This window comes from Enterococcus sp. AZ009, from assembly GCF_050548785.1.
Taxonomy (GTDB): Bacteria; Bacillota; Bacilli; order Lactobacillales; family Enterococcaceae; genus Enterococcus_D; species Enterococcus_D entomosocium.
In genome coordinates, this window is sequence record NZ_CP172960.1 from 3,760,178 (window position 1) to 3,776,268 (window position 16,091).

17 protein-coding genes and 1 riboswitch are annotated in these 16,091 nt (G+C 45.7%); of the genes, 2 read left to right on the forward strand and 15 right to left on the reverse strand.

Translation table 11 applies throughout. The features are described from left to right. Positions 1-3: 3 nt before the first annotated feature. From priA to IGJ74_RS17765, 8 genes are all read right to left on the reverse strand, one after another. Entirely contained in the window at positions 4-2,406 is a 2,403-nt protein-coding gene (gene priA / locus IGJ74_RS17730) for a primosomal protein N' (RefSeq protein WP_218193380.1), read from the reverse strand. Positions 2,407-2,534: 128 nt separating this feature from the next. Further along, positions 2,535-2,840, reverse strand: coding sequence for a DNA-directed RNA polymerase subunit omega (rpoZ, locus tag IGJ74_RS17735; RefSeq protein ID WP_005232977.1), 306 nt, complete (start codon positions 2,838-2,840; stop codon positions 2,535-2,537). A gap of 5 nt (positions 2,841-2,845) precedes the next feature. Next, on the reverse strand, positions 2,846-3,460 hold the full coding sequence (gmk, locus tag IGJ74_RS17740) for a guanylate kinase (RefSeq protein WP_005230308.1): 615 nt from the start codon (positions 3,458-3,460) through the stop codon (positions 2,846-2,848). A gap of 124 nt (positions 3,461-3,584) precedes the next feature. Then, positions 3,585-3,866 (reverse strand): hypothetical protein, encoded by a 282-nt coding sequence (locus IGJ74_RS17745; protein ID WP_005230307.1) that lies wholly within the window; start codon positions 3,864-3,866, stop codon positions 3,585-3,587. A gap of 13 nt (positions 3,867-3,879) precedes the next feature. After that, positions 3,880-4,764, reverse strand: coding sequence for a YicC/YloC family endoribonuclease (locus IGJ74_RS17750; protein ID WP_016608348.1), 885 nt, complete (start codon positions 4,762-4,764; stop codon positions 3,880-3,882). Positions 4,765-4,791: 27 nt separating this feature from the next. Beyond that, on the reverse strand, positions 4,792-5,007 hold the full coding sequence (locus IGJ74_RS17755; RefSeq protein WP_005230288.1) for a YdbC family protein: 216 nt from the start codon (positions 5,005-5,007) through the stop codon (positions 4,792-4,794). Continuing rightward, positions 5,000-6,664, reverse strand: a complete 1,665-nt coding sequence (locus IGJ74_RS17760; RefSeq protein ID WP_087664446.1) for a patatin-like phospholipase family protein — start codon at positions 6,662-6,664, stop codon at positions 5,000-5,002. The genes IGJ74_RS17755 and IGJ74_RS17760 overlap by 8 nt, the downstream gene beginning before the upstream one ends. A 75-nt stretch (positions 6,665-6,739) precedes the next feature. Further along, positions 6,740-7,456 carry a class A sortase gene (locus tag IGJ74_RS17765; protein ID WP_005232974.1) on the reverse strand — a complete coding sequence of 239 codons (717 nt, stop codon included), beginning with the start codon at positions 7,454-7,456 and terminating at the stop codon, positions 6,740-6,742. Positions 7,457-7,687: 231 nt separating this feature from the next. On the opposite strand from IGJ74_RS17765, the gene IGJ74_RS17770 reads away from it, so the two are divergent. After that, positions 7,688-8,476 carry a hypothetical protein gene (locus IGJ74_RS17770; RefSeq protein ID WP_086332813.1) on the forward strand — a complete coding sequence of 263 codons (789 nt, stop codon included), beginning with the start codon at positions 7,688-7,690 and terminating at the stop codon, positions 8,474-8,476. Positions 8,477-8,531: 55 nt separating this feature from the next. Here the strand turns inward: IGJ74_RS17770 and thiT are convergent, their stop codons facing one another. From thiT to IGJ74_RS17805, 7 genes are all read right to left on the reverse strand, one after another. Continuing rightward, positions 8,532-9,104 (reverse strand): energy-coupled thiamine transporter ThiT, encoded by a 573-nt coding sequence (gene thiT, locus IGJ74_RS17775; protein ID WP_008381706.1) that lies wholly within the window; start codon positions 9,102-9,104, stop codon positions 8,532-8,534. Positions 9,105-9,156: 52 nt separating this feature from the next. Beyond that, positions 9,157-9,258, reverse strand: a riboswitch (TPP riboswitch). A 181-nt stretch (positions 9,259-9,439) separates the two neighbouring features. Further along, entirely contained in the window at positions 9,440-10,414 is a 975-nt protein-coding gene (locus IGJ74_RS17780; RefSeq protein ID WP_008381705.1) for a ribose-phosphate diphosphokinase, read from the reverse strand. A gap of 116 nt (positions 10,415-10,530) precedes the next feature. After that, positions 10,531-11,904: a bifunctional UDP-N-acetylglucosamine diphosphorylase/glucosamine-1-phosphate N-acetyltransferase GlmU gene (gene glmU, locus IGJ74_RS17785; protein ID WP_087664445.1), complete on the reverse strand. Its 1,374-nt coding sequence runs from the start codon at positions 11,902-11,904 to the stop codon at positions 10,531-10,533. Positions 11,905-12,081: 177 nt separating this feature from the next. After that, positions 12,082-12,906: a pur operon repressor gene (gene purR, locus IGJ74_RS17790; protein ID WP_008381701.1), complete on the reverse strand. Its 825-nt coding sequence runs from the start codon at positions 12,904-12,906 to the stop codon at positions 12,082-12,084. Between the two features lie 151 nt (positions 12,907-13,057). Further along, complete coding sequence (locus IGJ74_RS17795) at positions 13,058-13,888, reverse strand: metal ABC transporter permease (RefSeq protein ID WP_005230272.1); 831 nt, start codon at positions 13,886-13,888, stop codon at positions 13,058-13,060. Beyond that, positions 13,861-14,541 carry a metal ABC transporter ATP-binding protein gene (locus tag IGJ74_RS17800; protein ID WP_005232967.1) on the reverse strand — a complete coding sequence of 227 codons (681 nt, stop codon included), beginning with the start codon at positions 14,539-14,541 and terminating at the stop codon, positions 13,861-13,863. The genes IGJ74_RS17795 and IGJ74_RS17800 overlap by 28 nt, the downstream gene beginning before the upstream one ends. 12 nt (positions 14,542-14,553) lie before the next feature. Continuing rightward, positions 14,554-15,501: a metal ABC transporter substrate-binding protein gene (locus IGJ74_RS17805; protein ID WP_034878800.1), complete on the reverse strand. Its 948-nt coding sequence runs from the start codon at positions 15,499-15,501 to the stop codon at positions 14,554-14,556. Positions 15,502-15,807: 306 nt separating this feature from the next. On the opposite strand from IGJ74_RS17805, the gene IGJ74_RS17810 reads away from it, so the two are divergent. Continuing rightward, a complete protein-coding gene (locus IGJ74_RS17810; RefSeq protein WP_005232965.1) occupies positions 15,808-15,987 on the forward strand; it encodes a hypothetical protein in 180 nt (59 codons plus the stop codon). Positions 15,988-16,091: the final 104 nt, after the last annotated feature.

Consider the following 16,091-nt stretch of genomic DNA (forward strand, 5'->3'; position numbering starts at 1 on the left):
CCTCTAAATAAAATTCAACGGCTCTTGGTCAATCGATACGTACAATCCTTTGCGCTGATCGATTTGACTTTGATCCAACAGACGGGTCAACAAAGCAGGTAGCTGCGGTTCATTTTTGTATTTAATGATCAATTGGTAGTAATAACGGTTTTTCACCCGCAAAATCGCACTTGGTGCCGGCCCCAACAAAATACTTCGCGGTGACAGCTCCTGCTGCAGATCCCGCGCGATCGCAAACATCTTCTGAGCGGCGACTTGCTCTTCGGGATGGCTGCAGGTGATTTTGACGGTGAAATAATACGGTGGATAACCGCTTTGGTGCCGCATCCACATCTCTTTTTGATAGAAATCTTCGTAGTCTTGCGACTGCGCCAACTGGATGGCATAATGCTCAGGGTTGAATGTTTGGATCACCACTTCGCCGGTTTTTTCCGCCCGACCTGCCCGACCACTGACCTGAGTCAGCAGCTGGAACGTCCGTTCACTCGAACGAAAATCTGGCAAGTTCAAGGCGGTATCGGCATTCAAGACCCCTACCAGTGTGATATCAGGGAAATCCAAGCCTTTGGCGATCATTTGGGTCCCCAACAAAATATCCGCTTTTTTCTCCCCAAACAAGGTCAAGATTTTTTCGTGGGCGCCTTTTTTGCGGGTGGTATCGACATCCATCCGTAAAACCCGCGCTTCGGGAAACAGTTCCTTCAACTCTTCTTCCACTTTTTGCGTGCCCGTTCCGTAATAACGAATCTTGTCTGCATTACAGTTGGGGCAACGATGGGGGATGTGTTCTTCATGTCCGCAATAATGACAGCGCATCGTTTTGGTATCCATATGGAGCGTCAAGGAGATGTCGCAATTTGGGCAAGGCAAAACATACCCACAATCGCGGCACATCACGAAGGAAGAGTAGCCGCGCCGATTCAGCAGCAAGACGATCTGTTCTTTCCGGGCCAAGCGGTCTGTGATTTTTTCCTGTAACGGACGAGAAAAAGTTTGATACTTTTTATTGGCAAATTCGGTACGCATATCCACGACTTCGATCTGCGGTAATTGCGCACTGGTTTTTGCCCGCTGATTCAATTTCAATAAGCGGTAGACTTCTTTTTGGGCCCGAGCACGAGATTCTAATGACGGCGTCGCACTGCCTAACACCACTGGACAGTGATGGTACTGGCTGCGCCAAATCGCTAAATCTCTCGCATGGTAACGAGGGGCTTCATCTTGCTTGTAGGAAGCTTCGTGCTCCTCATCGACGATGATGACCCCGATGTTTTTCAACGGAGCAAAAATCGCCGAGCGGGCGCCAACCACCACCTGCGCCTCCCCACGTTCGATCTTACGCCATTCATCGTATTTTTCACCTTGGGACAAGCCGCTGTGTAAAACAGCCACTGCGTCGCCGAGACGGCTTTTAAAGCGTTCGACCATTTGCGGGGTCAAAGCGATCTCCGGTACGAGCATGATCGCAGTTTTGCCTTGTTTCAGCAATTGGGCGATCGCTTGCAGATAGACTTCTGTTTTTCCACTGCCGGTGATCCCTTCCAGTAAAAAAGTCTGCGCCTCTTGGTTATCCGCACAAGCAGTGATTTGCGCTACTGCAGCTGCCTGTTCTTCATTTAATTCAAGGGGGACCGTTTTTTGAAATTGACGGTCTTTGTAAGGATCACGGTAGGCTTCAACTTCCGTAAAAGTCAGCCAGCCAGCTTCTTGTGCTTGGTTCAAAGCCGCGGTGGAAATCCCTTGTTCGGTAAAAAAGGAAACCGGCAAGCGGGCTTCCTCTGTCAAAATCTGTAAGATTTCCAGCTTGCGGTTGGCCCCTTTGCGCAGCTGTTGCTGAACGGCGGGGATTTCTGCTGGCTCGATCTTACGTTCAATATAACGGGTCATTTTCGCTTTGTTTTTATTTTTCACGAGGTACTGCAGTTCAACTACTGCGGCTTCCCGCAAAGGCTTCAACTGCGGCAGCAGCCCTGCACTTTCGGCGGCTTGCCAGCTGAGGATGCCGTCTTCGGGAAAATATTCTTTGATGGGATGATTTCCTTCGAGTAAAACGATCTGCTTTTGGTACTCGGCTTTCATCACACTAGGCAGCATCGTCTGCAAGCAAGTAATCTTAAAGGCAAAGGTCGTTTCCTTCATGTAGTCGGCTAATTGGAGAAGTTCTTCATTGACGACAGGCGACAAATCCAACAAACGAACGATTGGTTTTAAGGTCTGTTGCGGTTCGGCAACTTCTGAAAGCCCGACGACGAACCCTTGGATATGGCGGTCGCCTTTGCCAAATGGCACTTCGATCCGCATTCCTGTCTCAATGGCGGCTTGTAATTCTGATGGGATCAGATAAGTAAAAGGCTGATCGGTCTGCATCGTGGGAACATCCACGATCACTTCTGCTATGTACGCCATCTCTTCTCCTCCTTTTAGGTTCTATTTTACTAAATGGGCTGGGGTTTGTCTGTACCCCTTACAAAAATTTAACCATCGCCATTCAAAAGAAAAAGCCAGAACACAGGCGTGCTCTAGCTTGCTTTTGTCTATAGCTTTTGTTCGTCGCGGATACGCGCTTCTAATTCTTTTTGTTCTTGGTCTTTTTGCGCTTTGCGCTCTTCTTGTTCCATTTTCAAACGGGCCCGTTTGATTTCCGGATGCGGATCATTAACGACTAATTCCGCTTCGATTTCTTCAAGCGCTTGACCCACGCTTTTCACTGAATCAAAGTTTTCTAATGTTGCTTGCGCACCGGCATCAAGTTCATGCGCCCGTTTGCTTGCTAAGATCACTAATGAATATTTTGAGTTGACACGATCCAACAAAGAATCGATTGAAGGTTTTAACATCATATTTCTTACAGCTCCTCTAACATTTTGATATAGGTTCCGATCACTCGGTCAACGCGAAAATGTTCACTCGAAATAATTTCGCGAATTCGTTGGACTGCCTTAGGTACTTCATCATTGACAACGGCATAATCATACAAAGCCATCATTTCGATTTCTTCACGGGCGACACGCATCCGTTCATCGATCACTTCGGCAGAGTCGGTTCCTCTTCCTGTAATACGAGAGCGTAATTCTGCCAGATCAGGTGGCGTCAGAAAAATAAACACACCATCGGGAACTTTGTCTTTTACTTGTTTTGCCCCTTGCACTTCGATCTCTAAAAATACATCTTTTCCTTGATCCAGTGTTTGTTGGACATAAGATAATGGGGTGCCATAATAATTGCCGACATATTCGGCGTATTCCAGCATTTCACCGGCTTCGATCAAGGCTTCAAATTCTTCCCGCGTGCGGAAATAGTAATCGACCCCTTCCACTTCCCCCTCGCGTTTTTGACGAGTGGTCATTGAAACGGAATATTGAAAATCGTTGTCGTCACTCTCAAAAATTGCTTTGCGCACGGTCCCTTTCCCTACTCCGGAAGGTCCTGATAAAACTATAAGTAATCCTCGCTCTGACATAATGACGTCCTTTCACTGACATTTGCTTAACGTCTATTTTGCACTTTTTTTCAGCAACTTTCAAGAACTACTTTATTATAATGGGAATTTCATGAAATTGCTAGTCTACACTTCGGCTGCTTTCTTAAAAGCCCATGTTGCTTAAGGTATTGATGACCCCTGCTAATTCGTCTTTGGCAGTGATCGCTTTTTCGGTCGGATCCGTCACTTCTTGGCAATCGATACGTACGATGTACCGACGATTTAAAGAAACAGCTACGCCATCAACTAGTAGATGAAGAAAATCCGGCTCGATGGCTACGCAGGCATCTTCCCACGCAGAGAAATTCTCTTTATCAGAGGGAATACTGCGCTTGATGACATTTTTTCCGCTCAGTTCGTGAAAGGTGATATCGTAATATTTCATTGGTTCATTCCTCCTACTCGATGTTTTGAACTTGTTCTCTGATTTTCTCAATGATCGTCTTCATTTGGACGACACTGTTTTTGATTTGGATCGGACTTGATTTTGAGCCAATCGTATTGACTTCTCGGTTCATCTCTTGGATCAAGAAATCCAGCTCTCGACCTATCGGCGTCTCAGCTGCCAGCAGCTCCGTCATCGTCGTTAAATGGATACTTAAACGATCCAGTTCTTCGTGGATATCGCCGCGTTCTAATAAAATCGCCAACTCTGTCAGTAAACGATCGCGATCGACTTCTTCCCCTAAATAAGCAGTCAGTTTCTTTTCAAAGCGTTCTTGGTAGTCCGCCTCATAGAGGGCCACGAATTGTTTGAGTTCTGTCAGCTTTTCCTGCAGCTGTCGCTGGTTTTCTTGTAAGATCTGCAGAATGCCTTGCCCTTCCACCCAGCGGCTTTGGTCGATCGCTGCCAACGCTTGGTCTAATGCTTCCATCACGCCATCGGCTAAGGTGCTTTCTTCTGGCTCTTGATCAGAGATCGTTAGAAAAGCCTCATGGAGCAGGAATTGTTCCAGCAATGCTGCTTTTGGCAGCTCTGCTAGGTCAAAACGGTCTTTGGCTTCGGTATCGATCTCCTGCATGAAACGTTCCAGCAAGTCCCATTGGATCTCGATCTGTTTCGTATTTGCGGTTTTTTCTTTTAACGTCACATACAGTTCGATCCGCCCCCGCTGGAGGGTCTGCTTGATCGACTGCCGTAAAGCACCTTCTAGAGGATTCAATTGTTTGGGCATTCGCAGCTGCAGGTCCAAAAAGCGCTGATTGACACTTTTGATCTCAATTTCGATCTGCACATCTGGCGTTTCTGCACTGCCTTTGCCAAAACCAGTCATACTTTTCATTTGATCACTCCTTACCATTTTGCTTTCTTACATGGAAAGCAGGGCTTTTTTAAGTTCTGCAAATTCTTCATTGGATAAGGTCACGCCTTTGCCCATCTTCTCGTGCTCTGGACCCCAATCTCTCAGATCAAATTTTGGCGGACGCCCATTCCAGCTCACCAAATTCAATTCTTTGCGCCAGCCTCTTTGATTTTCCGAAAGCACGGCGATCTCTTCGACGATTTCATACGAAAATTTATCCATTTTCTGCTCCTTTCAAAAGATAGTGACTATACGCTGCCATCAAAGCAGTCAGCGGGTAACGCCGGCGAATCTGCTGAATGGCGGGCAGATTCAATTGCTGCGTCCGATAAAAAAAGAAAAAGCGGTTTTGCTCGGACAAGACAAAAAAACGGTCGCGATAATAACTCAGCCACTCTGTGATCGACCAGGCATCGGCTTCTTCCACTGCCTTTAGCGCAATTTTCTCAGCTAAAGCCGTTAGAATCGTTTCCTGCTCATAAATCACCGTAGGCGCTAGATACAATACTTTCGCGGTACACTCTATCAGTATACGCCCCCACTGCTCAAATGGCACATCCTGTTGATAGAATTTACGCATTTTTTTCCAAAATTCTTTTTTCTTTAGTTCCTGATAAAGCAACGGGTCTGTCTGGCGTAGCTCTTTCAAAAAGCCCCGCCATAACGGCTGAAAATCAACCGTCTTTTCAAAGGTATACCAATGGCCTTGGTATTTGCCGAACACTTTCAAGGTTTCCAAATAGCCCAAGGTCATATTATCCAGCGAACGCTGGGCATCAAAAACCAAAAAGCTGCCTAAGGACCAAGGAGACCCTAACGAAAGTTGCGCAGTTTCTTCCGTCAAAACCGTCCTTTTATTGATGCCGGGTCCTTGGACATCCACGGTGATACATTCCGTTGCCCCTTGCTGTAGAGCGACATCGATGGGCAGGTTATTGCGATAGCCGCCATCGATATAATAGGCATCATTGATTTTTTGCGCCTGCATCGCTGGATAAAATGAGGCTGATGCCAATAACCAATGCAGGTTTTCTTCTACTGCTGATGGATCAAAGGCATAAACCGTCTCCTTGAAATCTGGCAGACGAGTCGTACAGATCAGCAAACGACAAGCAGTTTGGCTGAATTTTTCTTGATCAAAGGTCTTTTGCAAAAGCTTTGCCAAGGGTTCGGTACTGGCGCCGTTGCTTTTGACCGCCTCACGGACCAGCGAGTTGGCTTGATTCATCAAATCCCGCAGTGTTTGGGCTCGTACCGAAGCAAGCGGATAGTGCAATACTTGCTCGCTGGAGATATTTGCCCATAAATCGACGGCCGCTTCAACATCGTTCATTAAAATCAAGGCACCATTCAACGCACCGACGGAAGTTCCCGTGATCCATTCAAAGGTGATGCCCCGTTCTTGCAGCGCTTGCCAAACCCCGATTTGATACGCCCCATGAGCACCGCCACCGCCTAAAACCAGCGCCGTCTGATAAGCTAGCGCTCTTTGATACCCTTGAGGGACCACCTGATACCCTTGCTGGATAAACCACTCCGCCAAGGGGGGCCGATGAGGAAGCTGCCACAAGACGGCTGCTACAAAGCGACTGCGGGCGAAGCTTTCTGTCACGGCCAGCAGTTGTTTCCAAGTAAACTCGGCGGCCGCTTCCACCAGCAGATTGGTGATAGTCAGTGTCTTTTGGTCAAAATCAAACTGCCCGGCAAGGTAAAAGCGGCCATAACGGCTGTCGATCTGCCAGCCCTGCTGCGCCATGTCGGCAAGAAATGCTCGTCGCGCTTTTGAGTGCGACTCAAAAAAGGAAAAGACCAGTCGGCTTTCTTGAAACCCTGCCCTTTGTGCAAGAAAATCGATCGAAGTCAGTTTTTTCACTTTCATCAAGACGCCTCCTTATGCAAAAAAGAATAGACGAATGACACGCCATCTGCCGTACCACTCGAGCTATTCTTTTGATTAAAATGTTCGTTGTGCCATGTTGAATGCTGCCAACATCTCATCCGTTGCTTCGTCGACAGGCGTTACAGATTCCAGATCACCTTGGATCACACGACGGGTGACACCGCCCATTTCCCCACAGGTGATCAGCGTGATCATTTTGCGGCCTTCTACTTCGTCAAGCAAATAAACATCGGTCGGGTCGACCCGCACAGAAGAAGTCGCAGTATACGTGTAAATATTTTCCAGATCGGTCACATAGATAGCCGCCCCGATCGCGACATCATCCAATGGCGTAAACAAAAGCTCTGGCGATTGAGCGCGATGGCTAGCTAACGCGTAATTGCCTTCCCCCATTTTTTGGGTGGGACTTAACGTACCAGCACCATACAGCAAGGCCTCGTTGGCCAAGCCTTTAAAAATCGGCAGATTGATCCCAACACTGGGAACCGCCACGCCGCCGATCACTGGCAAAGCTTTGTTGCTCAGCTGCGCCCGTAAGACTGCTTCTGAACTTGCCGGCTCCACGGCATCAAAATCAAAGGTCGCTTCCGCTTCCATATTTTTTTCGACCTCACTACGATCAATGGTGCCGACTGCGTATGCTTCACCTGTTTGTTTAATAAAATAATTTTTGATTTGATTATTAAAAATCAAGGCTAAACCAATCAATAACAGCACAAGCAAAAAGAGATTGCTCAGCCAATTCGAAAGTCTGCTTTTCTTTTTTCTCATAGGTTCTCGTCTCCATTAGTTTCTTCTTTTATCATACCAAAATCCTCATAAAGACGCCAATTTTGGCCAGTTTTTTTACGAAAAGACAAGATTTGCCTTTTTTTGTCGAAAAAGGGAACTTAAAAATTGTTTTTTCTGTTATTTTGTAATATAACTTTAAACGAAAAGATACAAGCAATTTTCAGCGCTTTGTTGTAGAATGAACTTAGTATATAGGAGGGATCGATCGGCATGTCTAACACGATTTACGTACATATTGATACAACCAGCAATGCCGTCTTGACCCGCGGGCTTGCCCCCCAAGATTTTAACAAGAGCATCGTCCATCAGCCCAAGAATTTGCTCTTGCTTGATCCTTCCAGTGATTTCGGTGAATTCGACGGTCATACGGGCTTAAAAGTGATACGCGGAATGGAAGATGTCCAACTGTTTTTTCAGCAAATCAACAAAGGTCGCATTGCCGAAGAAATGAAGTGGATCGATTTTAATGATTACGAGATGGTCAAAGAATTGACGCCTTTAGAGATCTCCGAATTGTTATATTTTGGCCACATGAAGACACACCTCCACTCCCCTTTCTTTTACAAACTGCAAAATAACTTTGTTTTCTTTGACTTAAAAGATGCACGTTCCCGCGTTTATTATCGTTACTTAGATGAGTATTACCGGATCTTGGCGGATCGGATCACCCGCATCGTCTTAGAAAAAATCAATGATCGCCTCTCCTTTTTTAAAAAAGCAACACCGGTGGAAAAACTCGATTTTAATTTGCTGAAAGAGTTGCGGGGAATCATGCAAGAAGGCATCGTCTTCTGTCTGACACAAGAACAACTGATCGATAAAACTTATACGATCCCAATCTATCTGTCAGAAGATGCTGGCTTGAAAAGCGCATTGGTCAATCAAAAAGAGTTAGATCAAATTGCAGTTTTGCGCTACTCAGCCAGCAAAAAAAACTGGTCGTTGGAAATTGATCAAGAAGATTTGGCTTTTGGCTTTTTCGACAAAAAAATGTCTTGATGCTTCTCTTTTTCAAAGAGCATCAAGACATTTTTTCATGGTTCCATTTCTAAAACTAAGCTTTAGGCACAAATAATTTCGGGGCTGCCTTGACTAAGAGACCTAATACAACGCCCACATAAACGATATTGATGATGACCGATGTTCCATTGAAGATCAAGGAATACAGATACGGGCTTTGTCCTTCTGGTGCGTACATTCCCCAGACAAAAACCCCTGCCCAATAATGCCAAAACCAACGGCTAATCACCGCCACGATGCCCCCTAAGACGACATACCACGTAACGGTTTTGCTGTTTTGACGGATCGCTTGCTGGATTTTATTAGCAAACAAGCCGCCCATCCCGCCAAAAGCAAAGGCAAAGGGGTATTCAAAGATGATCTGTGGAACGGTGATAAAGTTACGCATGGCGCTACCAATCAAAATATTCAGCAAGCCCCACATAAATCCCGCCGTCATTCCCGGCAGCACCCCGCGACGATACGAATACAAGACCAAGGGCACGAGCCCTAGAGACAAGTCGATACTGGAATTGGCTGTCTGGATCGGGATATACGACAAGACGACCCCGATCGCAGCAATCATCGTTCCTTCCGTCCACACTTGCAGCGACATTTTTCGTTTCAAAAAAAACTCCTCCTTTAGAATCATCACAATTCACAAAGGAGAAGTGTTAGACACTTCAACTCGTCACAATTCCTACGTTCGCATGATCGAAACAGGTACGAAGGGTTTAGAGTACTCTCATTCTCAGCCTTTGCAGACTCCCCTTTGTGATTAGATTCTATTTTATTTTGTGCTTGCGTTTCGCAAGTCACTTTCAAGAATACCATAAATTGGTGAAAAGAAACATGACTGCGATCGTTTTTTCTAAAAACATCCTGAAACTCCTCAGAAAAAAACAACCAATGAGCGGTTAAAGACCGACCATTGGCTGTTGTTCTCATGCTTATGAGGCACGATTAAATTGATAATTTTGATTCAAACAGTGGACTTACTGGTTTGTTCTCATGGATTCGTTTGATCGCTTCGCCCATCAAGGCACCAACACTGATCTCATCGATTTTTTTCGACTTACGGTCTTCTGGCAAGTAAATCGAATCTGTCACAACTAGATGCTCAATGGCCGAATCTTCGATTCGTTCCAAGGCAGGTCCTGACAAGACAGGGTGAGTACATGAGGCGTAAACACTTTTGGCACCTGCTTGTTTCAACGCATTCGCAGCCAATGTGATGGTACCAGCAGTATCGATCATATCGTCGATCAAGACACAAGTTTTGCCTTCAACATGACCAATGATATTCATGACTTCCGCTACGTTGGCTTTCGGACGACGTTTGTCGATGATCGCGATTGGTGACTTAAGAAACTCAGCTAATTTGCGGGCACGAGTCACGCCACCGTGGTCTGGTGAAACGACTACGACGTCATCGCCTTGAATGCCTCTTTCCAAGAAGTAGTTGGCGATCAATGGTGCACCCATCAAGTGGTCAACTGGGATATCAAAGAACCCTTGAATCTGTGAAGCATGCAAATCCAGTGTAACCATACGGTTCGCACCGGCTTTTTCGATCATGTTTGCTACAAGTTTTGCGGTGATTGGTTCTCTTGATCGCGCTTTGCGGTCTTGTCTTGCATAACCATAATAAGGCATTACTACATTGATCGTCTTCGCACTGGCGCGCTTCAAAGCATCGATCATGATCAGCAATTCCATTAGGTTATCGTTTACAGGGCTGCTGGTTGATTGAATCACGTAGACGTGGGCACCACGAATACTTTCTTCAATATTCACTTGGATTTCACCATCGCTAAATTGTTTGACTGAACACTTACCTAATTCAACACCTACTGCAGCTGCGATTTTTTCCGCCAAAGGACGATTTGAGTTCAGAGAAAAAATCTTCAATCTTGGATCAAAATAATGATTTGACATGAGAACCTCCACTTTCTTTGCGTTCATCTAGAAAAAAATGACTCCTTTTTACTAGAATCTTCTTCCTAATAAATAGTAGTCATTTTTCCTTAAGAAATCAAGTCATTTCGCTATTTCTAATTTAGATAAGGTAACTTTTTCGCGTAATCCGCTTTATTTTCCTGACGGGCGCGGGCAATCGCCATACTGTGTTTAGGAACATCTTTGGTGATCGTTGAGCCAGCAGCGATCATCGTTTCCTCTTCGATGGTCAAGGGCGCAACCAGATTAGACCCGGAGCCGATAAAGCAATTGTCCCCGACAGTCGTTTTGAATTTGCTCTTGCCGTCATAATTAACAAAGACTACACCGCAGCCGACATTGATGTTTTTGCCTAAGGTTGCATCACCGACATAGGACAAGTGTCCGACTTTGGTGCCTTCACCAATTGTCGCATTTTTGATTTCCACAAAGTTACCGATATGGGCATGGGCCAAAATTTCCGCATTGGGGCGAAGGTGGGCATTGGGACCGACATCGGCGCCATCATGAATGATGCTCTCCTCGATCGTCGATGCCTTGATCGTCACTTGGTTGCCGATCTTGCTGTCTTCAATTTCAGAAGCTGCCGTAATGACACAGTCTTCTCCGATCGTCGTCTGCCCTTTGATGATCACACCGGCTTCGATCAAGGTATCTGAACCAATCACAACGCCTTCGTCGATATAAGTCGTCGCCGGGTCGATCAAGGTCACGCCGTTTTGCATGTGTTGACGGTTGATCCGCTGGCGCATCAAGCGATTGGCTTCGGCTAAGGCGATGCGGTCGTTGACTCCTAAAGATTCATGGAAATCTTCGGTTTGATAAGCAGCGATGATTTTGCCGTCTTCCTTTAAGATCTCGATAATATCAGTCAAGTAGTACTCCCCTTGGGCATTGTCCGTATCTAATTTTGCCAAGGCGTCAAATAACAATTCATTGTCAAAGCAATACGTGCCTGTATTGATTTCTTGGATCAGTGCTTCTTCGGTCGACGCATCTTTTTGCTCGACGATTTTTTCCACGATGCCGACATGATCCCGTACGATCCGGCCATAGCCCGTTGGGTCTGCCGCTTGTGCCGTCAAGATCGTTGCCGATGCATTTTTCCCTTGATGGTAATCGAACAAGTTATTCAAGGTTTCCGTCGTCAATAACGGCGTATCCCCACTAATTACTAAGGTCGTGCCTTTTTTGCCCTTTAAAAATGATTCGGCTTGAACGACAGCGTGACCGGTACCTAATTGTTCGGCTTGTAAGGCGTAATTGGTGCGATCCCCCAGTTGCTCCTTGACCATTTCCGCCCCGTGACCAACGATCGTCACGATCTCTTCAGGATTTGTTTCCACCACTCGGTTCATGATGTACTCCACCATTGGCTTACCGCAAACCGGATGTAACACTTTATATAACTTCGATTTCATGCGCGTGCCTTTTCCAGCCGCTAAAATTATTGCAAAACGTGCGTCCACGTATTCCACTCCTATCAATCTGAACGATTTTTGTTCATTGAATTTCCTATAAACAGTTTAGCCCAAGTACTTGTAAATTTCAACGATTTAAGGAATCCCCACCTAGACCAATCAAAAAAAGACTGGCAGCCGCCGTTCGAAAAACAGCTGCTTGCGCCAGTCTAAGAGCCACAAAAATCAGGCTTTTTTCTCAAAATAATTTCCCGGTACTACCGAGATCGTTTTGGTCTGGGTATCGACATCTTCAACATACAGCAGAGAGCTGTAATCGCTGATGGCCCGCTTGCCTTTGAATTTCGTTTCGGCAAAAACCGTAATACCGACTAATTCGGCTTCAAATTCTTCAATCAAGCTCTTCATCCCATTGACCGTGCCGCCGCCTTTCATAAAGTCATCGACCACCAATACTCTAGAGCCGCGCTTTAAGCTGCGTTTGGATAATTCCATTTTTTCGATCCGCTCTGAAGAACCAGAGACATAATTGACACTCACGGTCGAGCCTTCAGTGATCTTGGAATCACGACGCACGATCACGAAGGGAACATTCAAGTAGTAAGAGACTGCTTGAGCGATCGGCACTCCTTTAGTAGCAACGGTCATCACCGCATCGATTTGTTCGCCTAAATATTTGGAAGCGATGATGCGGCCGACTTGGCGCAGCAATTCCGGTTCGCCCAATAAGTCAGATAGATAGACATAGCCGCCAGGCAACAAACGGTCTTGCTCAGACAAGCGTTTTGCCAGCCCTTCGACGTACGCATACGCTTCTTCTTCAGAAATTTCAGGCACAAAAAAAACACCGCCAGCAGCGCCTGGCACGGTATCAAGAATGCCTGTTCCTCGTTCTTTAAAGGTCTTTTTGATAATAGATAAATCTTCGCTAATCGATGATTTTGCAGAGGCATATCGTTTAGAAAAGAAGGACAATGAAATCAATTCATGGGGATGATTCAACAAGTAATGTGTCATATCGATCAGTCGTTCACTTCGACGTATTTTCACACCGGACAACTCCTTTAGTTTATTCGCCTTATTATAAGGCTTTTTCGGGATAAATGCGAGCATTATCTGAAATATTGCTTATATCGTTCGGTTTTGATTAGAGTTTAAAAAAAAGAAACGAAAATTCTTCGTTTCTTTTTCATAAAGCCCTTTATTTGAGGCGTTGTTTTCGTTGCACGAGGATCACGATGCGTTTGATCAAATTGATTACTAAGAAAAGAGCGATAAAAACCAGCGTAATCGTCGCTCCCGGTGGTGTGTCCAAATAAAAGGAACTGGTCAAACCAGACATCATCCCAATCATGCCGATCACGACACTGATCAAAATCACCGCGTTGAAGCTTTTGCCTAAACGCATACTGATGGCAGCTGGTAAAACCATGATCGCAGAGATCAGCAATGCACCCGCAATCGGGATCATCATGGCGATTGCCACCCCCGTCAAGACATTAAAGAGCATCGACATCACTCGCACAGGCAAGCCATCGACATGAGCGGTATCTTCATCAAAGGTCAAAATGTACATGGGCCGTTTGAATAAGAAAAATAAAGCAAAAACGACTAAAAACAAAAAGCCTAAGATCCAAACTTGCTCTTGTGTGATCGTAACGATCGACCCAAACAAATACGATTGGATACTCGTTGCGGAGTTCCCCCCGCTAAGGTTCATCAAGACGAGGGCTAACGCTAAACCGCCGGACATCAAAATGGCGATCGAAATCTCTGAATAACTGCGGTACAGTGTTCGCAAGTATTCCAAAATGATTGCGGCAATGACTACGATCAATAGCGTCGTCAAACTCGGATTTAGATTTAGAAAGAAGCCTAGTGCCACCCCTGCTAAAGAGACATGGGACAGCGTATCAGCCATCAATGACTGTCGTCGAATCACCAGAAAGACCCCCAGCATTGGTGCGATACCAGCAATAAAAATCGCCGCAAGAAAAGCTCTTCTCATGAATTCATATGAAAGCAGCGCCATGGTGAATCCTCCTTCCGCACTAAACGGATCTGACGGTCCGCGTATTCTTTGATATCTTCGTGATCATGAGTGATCATCAAAATCGACTTGCCGTGGTCATGAGCATTGTGCCGCAGCAGTTCATAAAACAGATTGCGGGATTGTTCATCCATCCCCGTAGTCGGTTCATCTAAAATAAATAAATCAGGATCCGTGGCAAAGACCCGTGCCAAGCTGATCCGCTGTTTTTGGCCACCGGACAACTCACCGATCCGTTTATGACGCACGTCCCACATCCCGACGGCATCTAATGCACGGCGGACATGTTCATGGTCTCGTTTCGTCAGTCGCTTGAACCAACGATCTCTTGGGTAGCGGCCTGATTGGACCAATTCCAAAACGGTGCTGGGGAACCCGACGTTAAAGGAAGCAATCTGCTGAGGAATGTAGCCGATGCTTAATTTTTCACCAGCTGCATTCTTGGTCGCCAAGGTGACTGCTCCTTTAGAAGGTTTCAACAAACCAAGGGTTGCTTTGATCAAAGTAGATTTTGCCGCCCCATTTTCGCCGGTCAAAATCACGAATTCGCCGTCTTCAACAAAGTAAGAAATGTCTTCCAAGACGGGCTCATCATCATAATAAAAGGTCAAATCTTTTACATCGATATAACGCACGCAGGCGCCTCCTTAGTGAATACTTTTTTGTAATGCTGCCAAATTGTCTTCCATTACAGACAGGTATGTTTCGCCGTTATCCATCTGCTCTTGCGTCAAGCTTTCTAATGGATTCAAGACCGCTAACTCCACGCCCGTTTCAGAGGCTAAGGTCTCAGCCACCTTCGATGAGGCATTTTCTTCAAAATAGATAACTTTGACTTGTTTTTCTTCCACATATTCTTTCAGCTCAGCCAACCGACTTGGCGTTGGTTCTTGATCGGGTGAAATGCCCGAAATCGATTCTTCGACTAAATCATACTGCCGTGCCAAATAACCGAAAGCTGCATGTTGTGTGACGAAGGTCCGTTGAGTCGCATCCTTTAACGCCGCTTGATAGGCTTCATCTAGCGCAGAAAGTTTTTCGATATAGGCAGCCGCATTTTCCGTGAAGGTTGCCTTTTGCTCAGGAAACTTCGCAATCAGGTCATCGCGGATCGTTTCTACTTCTTGGATCGCTAAGACTGGGTCGGTCCAAACATGAGGGTCATACGTATGATCATGGCCTTCATGGCTGTCTTCGTCCTCGTGACCATGCTCTTCCTCTGTGCCTTCCACCAACTGAATGTTTTTGGCCGCTTCAATCACTGCTGTTTGCTCAGGATCGACGGAATCCGTCAAACTAGCAACCCAAGTTTCTAGCTCAGGACTATTGTAGACAAAGGCATCTGCATCCATAATTTTGGTCATATCTTTGGCACTTGGCTCATAGTCATGAGGTTCTGTTCCTGCAGGGATCAGCAAGGAGACATCCGCTGCCTCACCTGCGACTTCTTTCGTAAATTCGTACATTGGGTAAAAGGTCGTGACGATCGACAGCTTTTCTGCGTCACTGGATTGACTTGTCGCTTCTTGCTGCCCACAAGCGCCAAGAAGCACGCCCCCTAAAAGGAGTGCTGTAGTAAGTAAGATTTTTTTCATCGGGATTTCCCCTTCCATTTGCTGGCTCATCTTTTTATTTTAAAACGGAACAACTCCGTTTTGTTAGCAAAAGTTACTCTATCAAATGATTTCCGGTTCGTCAAGACAAATCGTACGTTTTACGATTTAAAACTTTTATTTCGAGATAAATCGGAAAACATAGGAGAAAACGTTCATTTGAAGCGGATTCTTCTCTCGGGAACATCGTCTTATTTTACACCGTTGGCCATGCGTTTCCTTTGTGATAACTTGAAAAATTAGAGAGTAAGTAGGATAATCATTTAAAAGCACTTGGAGGAAACGAAGATGAACGAATTTGTAACTGTGCCGCCAACTGTAAACAACAGCGAACTGCTGAATCGAATCGATTTACCAGAAGATCCTGCATCGCAGCAAACCGAAGAAATCCGCAAAACGATCGACAAACCATTGTATGAAGAAGACAAAAAGAAAAAATCCGCAAAGAAGCAGCACCAAAAAGAATAGCCTTTGCTTTAGGTAAAGAATCAGACCCCGACGCCTTTTTTTCGTCGGGGTCTTTTCTGTAAGGCAGCTTCTAGATGCTTCCTCCCTACCTCAGCTGCCTTATT